This is a genomic window from Streptacidiphilus albus JL83, assembly GCF_000744705.1.
Lineage (GTDB): Bacteria > Actinomycetota > Actinomycetes > Streptomycetales > Streptomycetaceae > Streptacidiphilus > Streptacidiphilus albus.
Map to the genome: position 1 here is coordinate 2,054,717 of NZ_JQML01000001.1, position 18,210 is coordinate 2,072,926.

Here is an 18,210-nt window from a genome sequence, read left to right on the forward strand (position 1 = left end):
GTCATGCCTCGGGGGTCGTCCAATCGAATCGGGCGCGCACGGCGTCGCCGTGTCCTGGCAGGTCCTCGGCGTCGGCCAGGGTCACCACGTGCGCTGCGACGTCCGCCAGCGCCTCACGGGTGTAGTCGACGACATGGATCCCGCGCAGGAAGGACTGCACGCTCAGGCCCGAGGAGTGGCAGGCGCACCCGCCGGTCGGCAGCACGTGGTTGGAGCCGGCCGCGTAGTCGCCCAGCGAGACCGGGGCGAACGCGCCGACGAAGACCGCGCCCGCATTGCGGACCCGGGCGGCGACGGCGGCGGCGTCGGCGGTCTGGATCTCCAGGTGCTCGGCGGCGTAGGCGTTGACCACGTCCAGGCCCTGGTCGACCGAGTCGACCAGGATGATCCCGGACTGCGGGCCGGTCAGCGCCTCGCGGACCCGGGCCTGGTGCCGGGTCGCGGCGACCTGGGTCTCCAGCTCGGCCTCGACCGCCTCGGCCAGTGCGGGCGAGTCGGTGACCAGGACCGAGGCCGCGTGCGGGTCGTGCTCGGCCTGGCTGATCAGGTCGGCGGCGACATGGCGCGGGTCGGCGGTCGCGTCCGCGAGGATCGCGATCTCGGTCGTCCCGGCCTCGGCGTCGATCCCGACCCGGCCCTTGAGCAGCCGCTTGGCGGCGGCGACGTAGATGTTGCCGGGGCCGGTGACCAGGTTGACCGGCTCGCAGCGGCCCTCGCCCTCACCGGCGCCGTAGGCGAACATGGCGATCGCCTGGGCGCCGCCGACCGCGTAGACCTCGTCGACGCCGAGCAGCGCGCAGGCCGCGAGGATGGTGGGGTGCGGCAGGCCGCCGAACTCCTTCTGCGGCGGTGAGGCCAGAGCCATGGCGGGTACCCCGGCCTCCTGCGCCGGGACCGCGTTCATCACCACGGAGGAGGCCAGCGGGGCCAGCCCGCCCGGGACGTAGAGGCCGACCCGGTCGACCGGCACCCAGCGCTCGGTGACCGTGCCGCCGGGCACCACCTGGGTGGTGTGGTCGGTGCGGCGCTGCGCGCGGTGGACCAGCCGGGCCCGGCGGATCGACTCCTCCAGGGCGGCGCGGACCTTCGGGTCGAGCTCGGCGAGGGCGTCGTCGATCGCCTGCTTCGGCACCCGGATGCTGTCCAGCCTTACCCCGTCGAAGCGCTCCGTGATCTCGATCAGCGCCTCGACGCCGCGATGGCGGACGTCCTCGCAGATCGGTCGCACCCTCTCCAGTGCGGCCTCGACGTCGAGCTCGGCACGCGGCAGCACGCCGCGCAGGTCGTCGGTGGAACCACGGAGGTCGATTCGCGAAATCACACGCCCAGTGTACGGAGGTCGCGGAACGTGACGTCCGGGAGTTCCACTCCCTGGGACGACTCCCGAGACGGATTCCATCCCTTCGGCCCCGCCCGGCGGCCGCCTGCGGGCGAGCGGCCGATCTGCCCGTACTCTTACGCCCGTGACGGAACGGCTCCCCCTCTTCCCCCTCGGCACCGTGCTCTACCCGGGCCTGGTGCTGCCCCTGTCCGTCTTCGAGGAGCGGTACCGGCAGCTGATGGCGGACCTGCTGGCCGGCGCCGAGCCCTACCGCTTCGGCGTGGTCGCGATCCGCGACGGACAGGAGACCGCGCCCACCGGAGTCCCGGGCGGGTCCTCGGCGCTGGCCGGCCTCGGCCCGGACCCGGCGCGCTCGCTGTTCGAGGTGGGCTGCACCGCCGAGGTCGCCTCGGTCGAGACCCGGGCCGACGGCGGCTACGACCTGCTGGTGACCGGCACCACCCGGTTCCGGATGCTGTCCATCGACGTCTCCGGCCCCTACCTGACCGCGGAGACCGAGCGGCTGGTCGAGGACCCGGGGCCGGAGGCGACGGTGCTCGCCCAGGGCGTGGAGCGGACCTTCCGGGCCTACCAGCGACGGCTGGCGGGCGCCCGCGAGGCCACCATCGCCGGGGTCCAGGAGCTGCCGGACGACCCGATGGTGCTGTCCTACCTGGTCGCTGCGGCCTCGGTGCTGAGCACCGGCGACAAGCAGCGGCTGCTGGCCGCCGAGACCGCGAGCACCCGGCTCAGCGCCGAGCTGCAGCTGCTGCGCCGGGAGACCGCGGTGCTGGCGAAGCTGCCCTCGCTGCCCGCCGTGGAGCTGGGGCGGCAGAGCTTCAACCCCAACTGAGCCCCGCCCGGGACCGGGTCACTTGGGCCCCTGCGGCAGGGCCCCGGTCACCGTCACCTGCTCCGGGAAGGAGGAGGCCGGTGCCGCCCAGTAGGCGCCCGGGTAGGCCCAGAGGTAGGTCCCGGTGGTCTCCGCGTGGACGGTCGCGGCCAGTTCGCCCTCGGGGTCGGACTTGACCACGGCGACGGTCACCGGCTTCTTGCAGCCGGTGGCGCAGAACTGCAGGTCGACCTTCTGCCCGGGGTTCGGCACCAGCTGCCCGGACTGCCAGTCGGCCTTCTGCAGCTGCCCGCCGACGGTGAACGCCTCCCCCTTGGCGGCGGTCGGCAGCACGCCGTAGAGCGAGGCGTAGCCGAACTTGATGATCGAGAAGCGGCCGGCCTTGTCCTCCTCCCGGGCGTCTCCGTCGTTGGCGTGGACGGTCGCCTGGAGGAACCAGTGGCCGGCCATGTCGTCGAAGATCTGCCGCTCGGCGGCGTTCACCGACGAGGTCCCGGTGCACACCGACTCGGTCTTCGAGGTGGCCGTGCAGACGGCCTTCGAGGGGGTGAGGATCCCGTAGTTCGAGCCCCAGAGCCCGATCTGGTCGACGGACTTGATGCCCGAGGGGTCCTCGGCGGTGATGCTGAAGGTGAAGGCGGCGCTCTCGGTGGCGCCGCCGAGCACGATCGGGTGCCCGCCGTTGACCACCACCTTGAGGATCTTGGTGGCGCCGTGCGAGGAGGTCTTCTGGATCGACGGCAGCAGGATCCCGCACACGGCGAGGACACCCGACACCAGCAGGACCGCGGAACGTCTGCGCATGCTCTCCAACTCCGGCTCGGACTCCAGGTCAAAAGGCGCCGGCCGGGAAACTCCAGCTCGGGACGGCCGCCCGGTACCCCGGTCGGCCGCCATTGTCCCCCGAACGGGTCGGGTACACCGCCATCGGTCTGGGTATGGGCAACGGAACAGTCCGGCGGCCCCCCTCCTCAGGCGGTCCGACCGGGCCGAACGGAAGAGGTGTTGGACGTGGACCGCTGCGTCGTCCTGGTGGATGCCGGCTACCTGCTGGGCGCCGCGGCCAGTCTGGTGGCCGGGGAGAGCTCCCGCTCGCGGATCGCCGTGGACCACGCCGGGCTGATCGGCCAGCTGCGGGAGCGGGCCGAGGCCGAGACCGGGCTGCCGCTGCTGCGGATCTACTGGTTCGACGCCGCGCCGGACCGCCGTCCGCTGCCGGAGCACCGCAGGCTGCGGGTGATGCCCCGGGTCACCGTCCGGCTGGGCGCGCTGACCCGCGCCGACGGCCGCTGGGTGCAGAAGGGCGTGGACGCCGCGATGCACGCCGAGCTGTCCGAGCTGGCCCGCAACCGGGCCTGCGCCGACGTGGTGCTGGTCACCGGCGACGGGGACCTGCTGCCGGGGATGACCGCGGCCAAGGACTACGGGGTCGCGGTCCACCTGTGGGCGGTGCAGGCCGCCGACGGCGACTTCAACCAGTCCGAGGACCTGGTGGCCGAGGCCGACGAGCGCCGGGTGCTGGACCGGGAGTGGATCACCCGCTCGATCCGGGCCAGGGAGGCGGTCGCGCCCTGCCCGCCGACCGATCCGCGCCCGGACATCGCCAAGATCCTCGCCGCGCCGCGCCCGGACGAGTCCGCACCCGACTCCCCCGCCGACCTGCCGGGCCTGGTCGGCCTCCGGGCCCTGAACGGCGGCGGGCTGAGCGGTGGGCTGGGCAGCGGCGGGCCCAACGGCATCGGGCCCAACGGCATCGGACCCAACGGCATCGGGCTCGGCGGCGGCGCCCAGGGCGGCGAGCCCGCCCCGCCCGGCGGCGGCGACCCGGACACCGGCGTGCACGAGCCGTCCAGGCTGCCCGCCGACGCCAGGCCGCCGGCCCACCGGTTCCCCACGCCCAAGGAGATCGCCGCCGGGATCACCGCCGCCAGGACCGTCCCCCCGACGCCGCCGCCCGCGCCGTCCACCCTGCGCTGGTCCTCCGACCGGGGCTGGGTGGACCGCCCCGGCGAGGGCGGCAGCACCTGCGACTCCCTGCCGACGCTGACCCAGCTCACCACCGCCGAGCAGAAGTGGGCCGACCGCGAGGAGGACATCACCACCGTCGCCGGGGACCCCAACGAGGTCGGCCAGGTCTTCGCCCGCCGCTGGACCGAACGGCTCGGTGACCAGGGCCGGCTCACCGGGCTGTGGACCGACTACCCCCGGATCCCGCACCGGGTCGACGGCGAGCTGCTGCGCTACGCGGCCCGGTTCGGCCTGCTCGCACACAAGGACGACCAGATCGACGAACACGACCGGTACGCCATCCGGGCCGGGTTCTGGCGCGAGATCGCCACCCGCGTCCCGGGGGGCGAGGCCCTGCAAACGGAGTCCTGACCTCCGCTGTACCGTTGTCGCCTGTGACGGGCAGGGAGAACACGGGCGCCGAGGACAGCTGCTGCAGCGTCCTGGACCTGACCAAGCAGTACCGGACTGGGCGCGGCGCCAAGGCGCAGGTCGTCCGGGCGAACGCCGGGATCTCGTTGGAGGTCCGCCGGGGCGAGGTCTTCGGGCTGCTCGGACCCAACGGCGCGGGCAAGTCGACGCTGGTGCGCCAGCTCACCGGCCTGCTCCGGCCCGACAGCGGCTCGATCCGGATCCTCGGCCACGACATCGTCCGCCACCCCGAGCACGCCTCCCGGCTGCTGGCCTACCTCGGCCAGGAGTCCACCGCCCTGGACGAGCTCACCGTCGCGCTGGCGGTGGAGACCACCGCCCGGCTGCGCGGCCTCGGCCGGCCCCAGGCGCGGGCCGCCCGCGACGCCGCGCTGGCCGAGCTGGCGCTGGAACCGCTGGCGGACCGGGTGCTCGGCAAGCTCTCCGGCGGCCAGCGCCGACTGGCCTGCTTCGCCACCGCGCTGGTCGGCGAGCGCCCGCTGCTGGTCCTGGACGAGCCGACGACCGGGATGGACCCGGTGGCCCGGCGCGCCGTCTGGGCCGCCGTCGAGCGCCGCCGGGCCGAACGCGGCACCACCGTGCTGCTGGTCACCCACAACGTCATCGAGGCCGAGACGGTGCTCGACCGGGTCGCCGTGGTCGACGAGGGCCGGGTCATCGCCTGCGACACGCCCGGCGGACTGAAGGCCCTGGTCGACGGCGACGTCCGGCTGGACCTGGTCTGGCGCGAGGACGCCCCGCTGGGGCTGCCGGCCATCGCCGCGCTGGCCGCGCGGGCGGTCCGCTCCGGCCGCCGCTGGACCGTGCGCACCGACCCGGACCGGGCCCGGGAGCTGGTCGCCCAGGTCACCTCGGGCCCGGCCTTCGCCGCCCTGGACGACTTCTCACTCAGCACGCCCAGCCTTGAGGACGTGTACCTGCTGCTCGGCGGACGCCATGAAGGACTCGCGAAATGACCGGACCTCGGGAAATGACCGCGGCCGTCGCTGTCTCCCGCCCCGCCGTGCTGGCGCCCGGAGCCGCGCTGCTGCCCTCGCTGGGCGCGGTCTACCGGGCGCAGCTGTCCCGGGCCCGGGTCTCCCGGATCCCGCTGCTGTTCGTGGCGACCTTCCAGTCCCTCGGGATCATGGCGATGATGCGCGGCGTCGTCAGCGGCGGCGACAGCGAGGCCGCCCGGGACGTGGTCGCCGGGTCGAGCGTGCTGGTGGTCGCCTTCGTCGCGCTGAACCTGCTGGCCCAGTACTTCGGCCGGCTGCGGGCCACCGGCGGGCTGGACCACTACGCGACGCTGCCGGTCCCGCCGGCCTCGGTGGTGCTGGGCACGGCGGCGGCCTACGCCTCGTTCACCGTGCCCGGGGCGCTGGTGACCGCCGGGGTGGGCTGCGGGCTGTTCCGGCTGGGCTGGGTGCACCTGTGGGTGCTGCTGCTGGTGGTGCCGCTGTCCGGGGCGGCGCTGTCCGGCCTGGGCGCGGCCTGCGGGCTGCTGGCGAGCCGGCAGGAGATCGCCACCCTGCTGGGCCAGCTGGGCATGTCGGCGGCGCTGCTGCTGGGCGTGCTGCCGCCGACCCACATGCCGGAGGCGATCCGCTGGGTGCGCGACCTGCTGCCGTCGACCTACGGCGTGGAGGCGCTGGCCCGCAGCTTCGACCGGCGCCCGGACTGGTCCGCGGTGGCGCTGGACCTGGCGGTCTGCGGGGCCGTCGGAGTGGTCTCGCTGGCCGTCTCCACGTGGGCCTACCGACGCGCCGCCACCCGCCGCTGATCTCCGTGGGACGATGACGCGATGACCGATCAGAACACCGATGCCGACGGCGGGTCCGGCCCCTCGCCCGAGCCCGGGTCCGGGCAGGCCGCGCCAGTGCCGCTGTCCAAGTCCGCGCCGGAGCCCCTGCCCGAGCCGGCGTCCCCGCCCGAGCCGGAGCCGCTGTCCGCGCCGCTGCCGGGCCACCCGGCCGAGGCCGCCGACGCGCCCGTACGGTTCTCCCGCGAGCTGCGGACCGACCTGCTGCTGGGGCTCGCCCTGATCGCCGGATCGGCCGTGCTGGGCCTGCTGATGGGGCTGCTGTGGGAGCGGGTGGCGCCGAAGGTGCCGCTCTACGCCGACACCTCCGACATCTACCTGTCGGATCCGGAGGGCGAGCAGGCGATCACCGCCGACGCCTACTTCGCGATCATCGGCGCGGTCATCGGCCTGCTGCTGGCGGCCCTGGCGTACTGGCGCACCCGCGCCCGCGACGTGGGCGTCGGGGTGCCGGTCGGGCTGGCCCTGGGCGGGCTGCTCGGCGGCTACCTGGCGATGCGGCTCGGGGTGCACCTGGGCCCGAGCAGCAACATCATCGCCACGGCCAAGAGCGTCGCCCTGGGGAAGACCTTCTACGGGCCGCTGGCGGTGACCGCCAACGGCGTGCTGCTGGCCTGGCCGGGGGTCGCGCTGGTCACCCTGATCGTCCTCACCAGGATCTTCTCGCCGAAGCCGAGCGCCCCGGAAACACTCTGGGCGCAACCCTTGTCACAAGCGTCACCGGAGCGCTCCGACACCCCTTAGCGCGCGCTAGGGTGGGTGCCTACCCCGCGCCGACACCTGGGCCGAACCCTGTGCCCACCCGCGTGCCGACCCTGCCATGAGGAGTGCCCGTACCGTGGCCGACAGCTTCGTTCACCTGCATGTCCACACCGAGTACTCGATGCTGGACGGGGCTGCCAAGAACGGCAAGCTGATCGCCGAGGTGGAGCGGCTGGGCATGCCCGCCGTGGCCATGTCGGACCACGGCAACATGTTCGGCGCGTACGAGTTCCAGCAGATCGGCAAGAAGTCCGGGGTCAAGCCGATCATCGGGATCGAGGCGTACGTCGCGCCGGAGTCCCGGTTCCACAAGAAGCAGGTCTTCTGGGCGCCGGGCGGGCAGCGCGTCGCCAGCAGCGACGGCGAGGGCGGCAAGGACGTCTCCGGCGGCGGCCGGTACACCCACATGACCATGTGGGCGGAGAACGCCGAGGGGCTGCGCAACCTCTTCCGGCTCTCCTCGCTGGCGTCCATGGAGGGCTACTACATGAAGCCCCGGATGGACCGGGAGCTGATCGCCGCCAACGCCAAGGGCATCATCGCCACCACCGGCTGCCCCTCGGGCGAGGTGCAGACCCGGCTGCGGCTGGGGCAGTTCGACGAGGCGATCAAGGCCGCCAGCGCCTACCAGGACATCTTCGGCAAGGAGAACTACTTCCTGGAGCTGATGGACCACGGCCTGGACATCGAGCGCAGCGTCCGCGAGGACCTGCTCCGGGTGGCCAAGCAGCTGGGCATCCCGCTGCTGGCGACCAACGACTCGCACTACGTCACCGAGGACCAGGCGGACGCCCACGACAACCTGCTCTGCGTGGGCGTGGGCAAGAACAAGGACGACCCGAACCGGTTCAAGTTCAACGGCTCGGGCTACTACATCAAGACCGCCGAGGAGATGCGCGAGCTCTTCCGCGAGCTGCCCGAGGCCTGCGACAACACCCTCGCCATCGGCGAGCGGATCCAGCCCTACGACGAGGTCTTCACCTACGTCGACCGGATGCCCCAGTTCGACGTGCCCGAGGGCGAGACCCAGGCGTCCTGGCTGCGGCACAAGATCGCGGAGGGGCTCCCCCGGCGCTACGGCGACAACCCGAGCCAGGAGGTGCTGGACCGGATCGAGCTGGAGATGGGCGTCATCTCCCCGATGGGCTTCGACGCCTACTTCCTCGTGGTCGCGGACATCTGCCAGTACGCCCGCGACAACGGCATCCCGGTCGGCCCCGGCCGTGGTTCGGCGGCCGGCTCGATCGTGGCCTACCTGACCCGGATCACCGAGCTGGACCCGCTCGAACACGATCTGCTGTTCGAGCGCTTCCTCAACCCGGAGCGGATCAACCCGCCCGACGTCGACATCGACTTCGACGACCGCCAGCGCGACCAGATGGTGCGCTACGTCACCGAGAAGTACGGCGAGGCGTACACCGCGCAGGTGAACACCTTCGGCACGATCAAGGCCAAGGCCGCCGTCAAGGACGCCAACCGGATCCTCGGCTACCCCTTCTCCATGGGCGACCGGATCACCAAGGCCATGCCGCCGGACGTGATGGGCAAGGGCGTCCCGCTCTACGCGCTGTTCGACGAGACGCACCCCCGGTACTCCGAGGGCGGCGAGATCCGCGCGATGTACGAGAACGAGCCCGACGTCCGCAAGATCATCGACACCGGCAAGGGCATCGAGGGCCTGACCCGGGGCACCGGCGTGCACGCCGCCGCGGTGATCCTCTCCTCGGCTCCGCTGCTCGACCTCATCCCGCTGCACAAGCGGGACAAGGACGGGGTGATCATCACCGGCTTCTCGTACCCCCAGTGCGAGGAGATGGGTCTGATCAAGATGGACTTCCTGGGTCTGCGGAACCTGGGCATCATCGATCACGCCATCAAGATCATCAAGGCCAACCGGGGCATCGAGGTCGACACCGAGAAGATCGCCATCGACGACCCGGTCACCTACGACCTGCTCGCCCGGGGCGACACCCTGGGCGTCTTCCAGCTGGACGGCGGGCCCATGCGGGCGCTGCTGAAGCTGATGAAGCCGACCGAGTTCGCCGACATCTCCGCCGTCTCCGCGCTCTACCGGCCCGGCCCGATGGGCATGAACTCGCACACCAACTACGCGCTCCGGAAGAACGCCCAGCAGGAGATCACCCCGATCCACCCCGAGCTGGAGGAGCCGCTCAAGGAGGTGCTCGGCCCCACCTACGGCCTGATCGTCTACCAGGAGCAGGTGCAGCGAGCCGCGCAGGTGCTGGCCGGCTACAGCCTCGGCCAGGCCGACCTGCTCCGCCGGGCCATGGGCAAGAAGAAGAAGGAGGTCCTGGAACAGGAGTTCGTGCCGTTCCACGCGGGCTGCCAGGAGCGCGGCTACTCGGACGAGGCGATCCAGGCGGTCTGGGACGTGCTGGTCCCCTTCGCCGGCTACGCCTTCAACAAGTCGCACTCCGCCGCCTACGGCCTGGTCTCCTACTGGACCGCCTACCTCAAGGCCAACTACCCCGCCGAGTACATGGCCGCCCTGCTGACGTCGGTCTCCGACGACAAGGACAAGATGGCGATCTACCTCGCCGAGTGCCGCCGGCTGGGCATCAAGATCCTCTCGCCGGACGTCAACGAGTCGGTGGTCGACTTCACCGCCGTCGGCGACTCGGTCCGCTTCGGCCTCAAGGCCGTCCGCAACGTCGGCGTCCCGGTGATCGAGTCCCTGGTCAAGTCCCGCTCGGAGAAGGGGAAGTACACCTCCTTCGCGGACTTCCTGGACAAGGTCGAGCTGGTGGTCTGCAACAAGCGGACGGTGGACTCGCTGATCAAGGCCGGGGCCTTCGACTCGCTGGAGCACACCCGGCAGAGCCTGGTCGCCGTCTGCGAGACCGCCATCGACTCGGTCACCAGCCTGAAGAAGCAGCAGGCCATCGGCCAGGACGACCTCTTCGGCTCGATGGACACCAGCGACGAGTCCCCCGGCATCGGCCTGGACTTCACCCTCGACGACCGCGAGTGGCCGCGCAAGCACCTGCTCAGCCTGGAGCGGGAGATGCTCGGGCTCTACGTCTCCAGCCACCCGCTGGACGGCGCCGAGCACATCCTGTCCCGCAACCGCGACGTCTCCATCGCCGAGCTGCTCGGCTCCGGCCGGACCGAGGGCGAGGTCAAGCTCGCCGGGCTGATCACCTCGGTCGACCGGCGGATCAACAAGGCCGGCAACGCCTGGGCGATCGTCACCATCGCCGACCGCGACGGCTCGGTCGAGGTGCTGTTCTTCCCGAAGAACTACATGCTGATCCAGCAGGAGCTGATCGAGGACAACGTGGTCTCGGTCCGGGGCCGGCTGAACGAGCGCGACGGCGCGCTGTCCATCTTCGGCTCGGAGCTCGCCCCGCTGGACATCTCCTCGGCCGAGAACGGCGGCAAGCCGCCGGTCTTCCTGACCGTGCCCGAGCAGAAGATCACCCCGCCGCTGGTGGCCGAGCTCAAGCGCTCGCTCCGGGCGCACCCGGGCGACGTCCCGGTCCGGATCCGGATGGAGGGCCGCCGCCGCACCCTGGTCTTCGAGCTCGGCTTCCTGATCAACCCGGACAACGGCTTCGCCAGCGAGATCAAGACCCTCCTCGGCCAGGGCGCCTGGAGCGTCTGACCGGTCGAGTGGAAGGGGTGCCTCCGGCGGCGCAGACTTGCCGCAGGAGGTACCCCCATGAACGAGTACGAGATGCGTGCGGAGTACGAGGACGGGGTCCTCGGCGGCCCCATCCACCAGTGGCACATGACCGTGGAGGGCAACACCGCCGCCCTCTGCGGCCACCCGGTCGACGCCGAGTCGGCCCGCCTCAACGCCGTCGCCTGGGGCGACACCCACGAGAAGTTCTGCTACCTCTGCGGCGCCCTCTACCTCCGCCAGGTCCCCTGACCACCGCCGGGGCGCGGAAGTCCTCATCAATTCCTCAGGGGCGATCCGGCGCAGGCGGTGTCGGCACTGTGCGAGGATTGTCCGGTTCGGCGGACCCGCCGAACGGGTTACGGACGGGCAGGGAGCGGCGACGGTGAGGACGCGTGCGGTACCGCTGCTCGCGGTCGCCCGTGCGCTGCTGTTCACCCTGTTCGCGGTCGTCCTCTCCAGCGGCTCGCACGTGCTGCTGACCGACGAGCCGCTGCCCTGGCCGACCATTCTGGCGGCCGGCCTGGGCGCCTTCGTCCTGGCCCTGCTGCTCGGTCGGCGCGAGCGCTCCTACGCCGGGATCGCCGCGCTGCTGGTCCCGCTGGAGCTCGGGCTCGACACTCTCTTCACCGACGGGCAGGCCAGCTGCTACCGGGCCACCGACGGCGGGCCGCTGCTCGGGCCCTGGCACTCGGTGAACTCGCTGCTCTTCTGCGGCAACGCCGGCCAGGCCGACGGCGCCCTGCGCACCGCCCCCGCGCTGACCGGCCACGTCGGCCACGGGATCACCCCGTGGCTGGTGCTGGCCGCCCACCTGGTGATCGGCCTGATCGCCGCCTGGTGGCTGCGCCGGGGCGAGATCGCGGCCTACCGGCTGGTCCGGGCGACCGGCGCCTACGTCCGGCACCTGGGCGCGCCGCTGCGCAGCGCGCTGCGGCTGCTCCTCGCCGCGCTGCGCGCCCCCGCGCCGCTGCCACGGCCGGACCGCCGACCGCCGCTGCGGATCGACGCCGCCGCCGCGCCACTGCTCCGCTTCGTCCTCGCCCGGCGCGGACCGCCGACCGTGCGCCCGCACGGCCCGGCGCCGCTGCCGATCGGCTGACCGCACCTCCGTCCGCCGACACCTGTCCGGTTGTACCGGGCAGGCAGTGCTGTCCCGTTTTCCGGGACAGGTCCCGCGTCCGCCGTGCCACCGCCGCAGCACCCACGGAACCGGCACCGCGACCCGACAGGACATCACACCCATGAGCGAGAAGAACAACTCCGGCAAGACCACCGCGCGCGCCCGCGTCGAGGCGGCCCGCGCCGCCGAGGCGGCCCGGCAGCGCCGCCGCAAGGGCCTGATCGTCGGCGCCGCCGCAGTCGCGGTGATCGTCGTCGGCACCGGCGTCGGCATCGCCGTGCAGGACTCGCGGAGCAGCAGCAACGCCCCCTACGTCGCCCCGGCCAACGCCGACGGCACCACGATCGTCTACGGCAACCCGAAGGCCCCCAACACCCTGCAGGTGTGGGAGGACTTCCGCTGCCCGATCTGCGACGAGCTGGAGAAGTCGGCGGGCCCGGCGGTCCAGGCGCTGGCCGACAACGGCACCTACAAGATCGAGTACCACATGGCCACGTTCCTGGACGGCAACCTCGGCGGCAACGGCTCCGCCGTGGCGCTGAACGCGGCGGCGGCGGCGCTGAACGAGGGCACCGCCAAGTTCAAGGCCTTCCACGACGTCCTCTACGCCAACCAGCCGGAGGAGACCGACGACGCCTTCAACAGCACCTCCGAGATGCTGAAGCTGGCGGCGAAGGTCCCCGGCCTGGTCACCCCGGCCTTCACCAAGGCGGTCCAGGACGACACCTACAAGGGCTGGGTGAACAAGGTCTCGGACGCCTTCAACACCAGCGGGATCACCGGGACGCCGACGATGAAGCTGAACGGCAAGCAGCTGACGGTGTTCTCCTCCAGCGGCGCCCCGGTGACCGCTGCGCAGTTCACGGCCCTGATCCAGTCCACGCTGGCGGCGAAGTAGCAGCCGGACCGGCGGTGGCAGCGGCGGCGGTTACTGGACGCCGCCGCGCCACCGGGACCAGCGCCGGCCCTCGGCGACCGGCCCGTGGTCGGCAGCCGGCCCGGCGGCCGGTTCCGGCCCGACGGCGGGGGTGACGGGCCCGGGCGCCGGGGCCACCCGGGCGACCGGCAGCTCGGGCAGCTCCGGGTCGTACAGCCAGGCGTTGAAGAACTCGTGCAGCGGCTCCGTGCTGTGGCTCTGGGCGCGGCCGGTGAAGTCGGCCGTGGTGACCACGCCGCCCCGGTGCTCGGCGGCCCACTCCTTGAGCAGGGCGAAGAACGCCGGGTCGCCGAGGACGACCCGGAGCGCGTGGACGACCAGCCCGCCGCGCCGGTACAGCCGGTCGTCGAACATCAGCTTGCGGCCGGGGTCGGCCAGGACCAGGTCCTGCGGCAGCTCGGCCAGCCTGGCGTGCGAGTCGGCGGCGTGCTCGGCGGCGGTCCGGCCGCCGCTGCGCTCGGACCAGAGCCACTCGGCGTACTTGGCGAAGCCCTCGTTCAGCCAGATGTGCCGCCAGTCGGCGATGGTGACGCTGTTGCCGAACCACTGGTGCGCCAGCTCGTGGGCGACCAGCCGCTCGGAACCGCGCCGCCCGTCGATGTGGTTGGCGCCGAAGGTGGACAGCCCCTGGGCCTCGACCGGGACGTCGAGTTCCTCGTCGGTGACGACGACGGCGTACTCGGCGAACGGGTAGGGGCCGAAGAGCTCGGTGAACAGCTCCATCATCTGCGGCTGCCGACCGAGGTCGGCGGTGCAGTCGGCTATCAGCCGGGCCGGGGCGTAGGCGGTCTGCGGGACCGGTCCGGACGCCAGGACCAGCTGCTCGTAGCGGCCGGTCTGCACGGTGACCAGGTAGCTGGCCGAGGGCACCGGCTGCTCGTAGAGCCAGGTGGTGCTGGAGGACTTGGTGGTCCGGGTGAGCAGTCGGCCGTTGGCGACGACGGTGTAGGCGCTGGGGGCGGTCACCGAGATCTGGTAAGCGGCCTTGTCCGAGGGCCGGTCGTTGCACGGGTACCAGGAGGGCGCGCCGACCGGCTGGCTGGCGACCAGCGAGCCGTCCTCCAGCTCCTCCCAGCCGAGACCGCCCCACTCGCTGCGGACCGGGCGCGGGTTGCCGCTGTAGTGGACCTCGACGGTGAAGGCGGCGCCCGGCCGCAGCGGCCGGGCCGGGCGGACCCGGAGCTTGCCGCCCCGGTGGGTCCAGCGGGAGGCGCGGCCGTCGAGCAGTACCCGGTTGATCCGGAACTCGGCGAAGTCGAGCGCCAGCTCGGCCAGCGCCTCGGCTCCGGCCAGGCAGGTCAGCCGGGCGCTGCCGGCCAGCCGGTTCGGCCCCGGACGGTAGTCGAGGGCCAACTCGTAGCGGTGGACGTGGTACCGGAGGTCGCCGTGGGTGGGGAAGTAGGGGTCGGCGGGCTGCTGCGGGTTCTGCTTGGGGCTGCTCAACGCTGATCGGCTCCGGCGTGGTTCAGGTGGTCGGCCAGGCGGCGATGGGGTTGCCGAGCCAGCGGCTGTCCGCCGGGACGGACTCGCCGCGCATCACCAGCGACGCGGGGCCGAGGGTGGTGCGGGCGCCGATGGTGGTCCCGGGCAGGACGATACCGTGCGGGCCGAGGGTTGCACCCTGCTCCAGGGTGACAGTGTCCATCCGCATGATCCGGTCGTGGAAGAGATGGGTCTGCACCACGCAGCCGCGGTTGACCGAGGCGCCGTCGCCGAGGGTGACCAGGTCGGCCTCGGGCAGCCAGTAGCTCTCGCACCAGACGCCGCGGCCGATGTGCGCGCCGAGGCCGCGCAGCCAGAGGTTCATCAGCGGGGTGCCGGGGACGGCGTTGAGCAGCCAGGGCGCGGCCAGGATCTCGGTGAAGGTGTCGGCCAGCTCGTTGCGCCAGACATGGCTGCTCCAGAGCGGGTGCTCGACGGCGGTGAAGCGGCCGATCAGCAGCCACTTCGCGGCGAGCGAGAGCAGGCAGGCGAGCACCCCGGCGGCGAGCAGCACCGTGCCGGAGGCCAGCGCGGCGACCGCGAAGCCGGCCTCGGCGGCGACATTGTACAGCGCGGCGAGGACGCCGAGCGCCAGCGCCACCGCGATCATCACCGGGACGATCCGCAGCAGCTCCACCGCGGCGCGCAGGGTGCGCAGCCGGACCGAGGGGGCGTAGGTGAGGCCGAGGTCGGCCTTGTCGGCGCGGCGGGGCAGCTTCATCGGCGGCATGCCGAGGTAGGAGCTGCCCTTCTTGGCCTTCTTGGGGGTGGACGAGAGCACGCCGACCAGGCCCCGGTCGGGCACCGAGCGGCCGGGCGCGGTCATCCCGGAGTTGCCCAGGAAGGCGCGCTCGCCGATCTCGGCGGCGTCGAGCCGGAGCCAGCCGCCGCCGAGCTCGTAGGGGGCGATCAGGGTGTCGTCGGCGAGGAAGGCGCCGTCGCCGACGGTGGTCATGCTGGGCAGCGCGAGCACGGTGGAGGCCTCGACGTCGCGGCCGACCTTCATCCCCAGCGCGCGCAGCCAGAGCGGGGTGAGGCTGCTGGCGTACAGCGGGAAGAGGCTGCCCCGGGCCAGGTCCATCAGCTGGATCACGGTCCAGGCCTGCCAGGCGTTGCGGCTGTGCAGCGGGTGGTGGCCGGTGCGCAGCCCGATGCCGAGCAGCCGGACGGCGGCCAGGATCAGCAGCGCGTAGGCGATCCCGGCGGCGACGGTGGCCAGCGGGACGCTGTAGAGCAGTGCGCCGACGGTGTGCGGGAAGGCGGCGAGCACGGCGATGCCGGCGGCTGCGGCGGCCAGCGGCAGCAGGGTGAGGCCGAGGCCGCTGGCCCCGTACATCATCGCCCAGCGCTTGCGGCGGGCCGGGCGCTGCTTGGGCCAGGAGTGGTTGGCCCGGCCGGTCTTCGCGGCCGGCGAGCCGGCCCAGCGCTGGCCGGTGGGGACCTGGCCGGTGACGGCCGAACCGGCCACGATCTCGGCGCGCTTGCCGACCCGGGAGCCGGGCAGCAGCACGCTGCGGGTGCCGACGGTGGCGCCCGCGCCGACCCGGACCGGGCCGAGGTGCAGCAGGTCGCCGTCGAGCCACCAGCCGCCGAGGTCGACCTCGGCCTCGACCGCGCAGCCCTTGCCCAGCCGCAGCCAGCCGGTGACCGGCGGCAGGGTGTGCAGGTCGACGTCGTCGCCGACCTTGGCGCCGAGGGCGCGGGCGTAGCGGACCAGCCAGGCGCCGGAGAGGTCGGTCGCGCCGGAGAGCTCGGCCAGCCGCTCGGCGGTCCAGTGCCGCAGGTGGACGCTGCCGCCGCGCGGGTAGGAGCCGGGTTTCACGTCGCGGAGCAGCAGCCGGGCGCCGCCGGCCGCGATCGCGATCCGGCCGACCGGCGTCCACAGCACGGCCGCCCCGGCCGCGATCCACCACCAGGAGAGCGAGGGGGACCAGCCGAGGACGTTGCCGATCGCGGCCAGCGCCACGGTCCAGCGCAGGCCGACCACGGTGAGCAGCGGGATCATCAGCAGGGTCTGGACGATCCCGGTCCGCCGGGGGGTCGGGGTGATGGTGCGGACCGCTCCGGCGCTCTGACTGGAGGCGGCGAGGGTGCGGGCCAGGTCGCGCAGCACCGGGTGCTGGTAGATGTCGCTGACGGCGGCGTGCGGGTAGCGGGCCCGGACCAGGGTGACCAGCCGGGCCGCGCCCAGGCTGCTGCCGCCGATGGCGAAGAAGTCGGCCTTGGCGCTGCCGACCGGCAGGCCGAGCACCTCGGCCCACTGCTCGGCCAGCCAGGCCTCGGTGCCGTAGAGCTGTTCGGCCTCGCCGGGCTGCTCCCCCACCAGCGCGGAGGCGGGCAGCGGCCAGGGCAGGGCGTTCCGGTCGACCTTGCCGGAGGTGCGCACCGGCAGCTCGTCGACCTGGGCGAGCAGCGGCACCATGGCGGCGGGCAGCTCGGACCGCAGGGTGGTGACCGCCGCCGCGTGGTCGAAGCCCTCGGCGGTGACCAGGTAGCCGACCAGCAGCTGGTTGCCGCCGCGTGCGGTGCGGACGGCCGCCGCCGCGCCGGTGACCCCGGGCAGCGCCTGGAGCACCGCGTCGACCTCGCCGAGTTCGATCCGGCGGCCGCCGAGCTTGATCTGCTCGTCGGCGCGGCCGAGGAAGACCAGCCCCTCGGGCTGGGCGAGGACCAGGTCGCCGCTGCGGTAGGCGCGCTCCCAGCCGAGGGACTCCAGCGGGGCGTACTTCTCGGCGTCCTTCTCCGGGTCGAGGTAGCGGGCGAGGCCGACGCCGCCGATGACCAGCTGGCCGCTCTCCCCCATGGGCACGACCTGGCCGGCCTCGTCGACGACGGCGAGCTCCCAGCCGTCCAGCGGCAGGCCGATCCGGACCGGGGCCCGCCCGGTCAGCGGCGCGGCGCAGGCGACGACGGTGGCCTCGGTCGGGCCGTAGGTGTTCCAGACCTCGCGGCCCTCGGTGGCCAGCCGCTCGGCCAGCTCGGGCGGGCAGGCCTCGCCGCCGAAGATCAGCAGCCGGACGTCTCCGAGCGCGTCGGCGGGCCAGAGCGCGGCCAGGGTGGGCACCGTGGAGACCACGGTGATCTCCTGCTCGACCAGCCAGGGCCCGAGGTCGGCGCCGCTGCGCACCTGCGCGCGGGGGACGGTGACCAGGCAGGCGCCGTAGCGCCAGGCCAGCCACATCTCCTCGCAGGAGGCGTCGAAGGCGACCGAGAGCCCGGCCATCACCCGGTCGCCGGGGCCGAGCGGCTCCTCCTGTTGGAAGATCGCGGCCTCGGCGTCGACGAAGGCGGCGGCGGAGCGGTGGGTGACCGCGACGCCCTTGGGCTTGCCGGTGGAGCCCGAGGTGAAGATGATCCAGGCGTCGTCGGCGGTGGTCGGCCGACCGGGCGTGCCGTGCGGCTCGCGCACCCGGGTGACCGTGCGGTCGGCGCCGAGCACGGCGCAGACCTCGGCCTCGCCGAAGACCAGCGCGGCCCGCTCGTCCGGGTCCTCGGCGTCGACCGGGACGTAGGCGGCCCCGGCGGCGAGGACGGCGAGCACGGAGACGTAGAGGTCGGTGGTGCCGGAGGGCACCCGGATCCCGACCCGGTCGCCGACGCCGACGCCGCCCTCGGCGAGGGCGGCCCGCAGCGACTCGACCTCGGCGGCGAGCGCACGGTACGTCAGCACGCTGCGCCCGTCGTCCAGCGCGGGCTCGTCCGGATGCGCGGCGGCGCTGGCGTCGAGGATGTCAAGGAGGGTGCGCGGAGCGGGGGTCCGCCCCCCGGTGAACAGGGCTAGCCCGCTGGGTGCGGCGTCGAGCTCCACCGGGGTGGGCTGGTACACGGCCGTGGTCATGGGTCCTCATC

13 protein-coding genes are annotated in these 18,210 nt (G+C 73.1%); 9 read left to right on the plus strand and 4 right to left on the minus strand.

What is annotated here, in order from left to right:
• Position 1 precedes the first annotated feature (1 nt).
• Entirely contained in the window at positions 2 to 1,321 is a 1,320-nt protein-coding gene (hisD, locus tag BS75_RS08910) for a histidinol dehydrogenase (protein WP_034087826.1), read from the minus strand.
• 142 nt (positions 1,322 to 1,463) lie between these two features.
• Between hisD and BS75_RS08915 the strand changes: the two genes are divergently transcribed.
• Positions 1,464 to 2,174: an LON peptidase substrate-binding domain-containing protein gene (locus BS75_RS08915; protein WP_034087827.1), complete on the plus strand. Its 711-nt coding sequence runs from the start codon at positions 1,464 to 1,466 to the stop codon at positions 2,172 to 2,174.
• Between the two features lie 18 nt (positions 2,175 to 2,192).
• Here BS75_RS08915 and BS75_RS47960 read toward each other — a convergent pair whose 3' ends face one another.
• A complete protein-coding gene (locus tag BS75_RS47960; protein WP_034087828.1) occupies positions 2,193 to 2,978 on the minus strand; it encodes a hypothetical protein in 786 nt (261 codons plus the stop codon).
• Between the two features lie 207 nt (positions 2,979 to 3,185).
• Between BS75_RS47960 and BS75_RS08925 the strand changes: the two genes are divergently transcribed.
• The 8 genes from BS75_RS08925 (at position 3,186) to BS75_RS08960 (ending at position 12,840) form a co-directional block, all read left to right on the plus strand.
• Entirely contained in the window at positions 3,186 to 4,553 is a 1,368-nt protein-coding gene (locus BS75_RS08925; protein WP_034092679.1) for an NYN domain-containing protein, read from the plus strand.
• Positions 4,554 to 4,576: 23 nt separating this feature from the next.
• On the plus strand, positions 4,577 to 5,569 hold the full coding sequence (locus BS75_RS08930; protein WP_042437657.1) for an ABC transporter ATP-binding protein: 993 nt from the start codon (positions 4,577 to 4,579) through the stop codon (positions 5,567 to 5,569).
• Positions 5,566 to 6,375 (plus strand): ABC transporter permease, encoded by an 810-nt coding sequence (locus BS75_RS08935; protein ID WP_063771470.1) that lies wholly within the window; start codon positions 5,566 to 5,568, stop codon positions 6,373 to 6,375. Before BS75_RS08930 ends, BS75_RS08935 begins: the two co-directional genes overlap by 4 nt.
• Before the next feature lie 21 nt (positions 6,376 to 6,396).
• Complete coding sequence (locus BS75_RS08940; protein ID WP_052069290.1) at positions 6,397 to 7,158, plus strand: hypothetical protein; 762 nt, start codon at positions 6,397 to 6,399, stop codon at positions 7,156 to 7,158.
• Positions 7,159 to 7,234: 76 nt separating this feature from the next.
• Positions 7,235 to 10,801 carry a DNA polymerase III subunit alpha gene (gene dnaE, locus BS75_RS08945; RefSeq protein ID WP_231607723.1) on the plus strand — a complete coding sequence of 1,189 codons (3,567 nt, stop codon included), beginning with the start codon at positions 7,235 to 7,237 and terminating at the stop codon, positions 10,799 to 10,801.
• Between the two features lie 57 nt (positions 10,802 to 10,858).
• On the plus strand, positions 10,859 to 11,071 hold the full coding sequence (locus tag BS75_RS08950; RefSeq protein WP_034087831.1) for a hypothetical protein: 213 nt from the start codon (positions 10,859 to 10,861) through the stop codon (positions 11,069 to 11,071).
• A 133-nt stretch (positions 11,072 to 11,204) separates the two neighbouring features.
• On the plus strand, positions 11,205 to 11,921 hold the full coding sequence (locus BS75_RS08955) for a hypothetical protein (protein WP_034087832.1): 717 nt from the start codon (positions 11,205 to 11,207) through the stop codon (positions 11,919 to 11,921).
• Positions 11,922 to 12,063: 142 nt separating this feature from the next.
• Positions 12,064 to 12,840: a DsbA family protein gene (locus BS75_RS08960; RefSeq protein ID WP_034087833.1), complete on the plus strand. Its 777-nt coding sequence runs from the start codon at positions 12,064 to 12,066 to the stop codon at positions 12,838 to 12,840.
• 30 nt (positions 12,841 to 12,870) lie between these two features.
• Here the strand turns inward: BS75_RS08960 and BS75_RS08965 are convergent, their stop codons facing one another.
• Positions 12,871 to 14,322 (minus strand): M1 family metallopeptidase, encoded by a 1,452-nt coding sequence (locus BS75_RS08965; protein WP_081982197.1) that lies wholly within the window; start codon positions 14,320 to 14,322, stop codon positions 12,871 to 12,873.
• Positions 14,323 to 14,344: 22 nt separating this feature from the next.
• Positions 14,345 to 18,199, minus strand: coding sequence for a Pls/PosA family non-ribosomal peptide synthetase (locus BS75_RS08970; RefSeq protein ID WP_042437654.1), 3,855 nt, complete (start codon positions 18,197 to 18,199; stop codon positions 14,345 to 14,347).
• Positions 18,200 to 18,210: the final 11 nt, after the last annotated feature.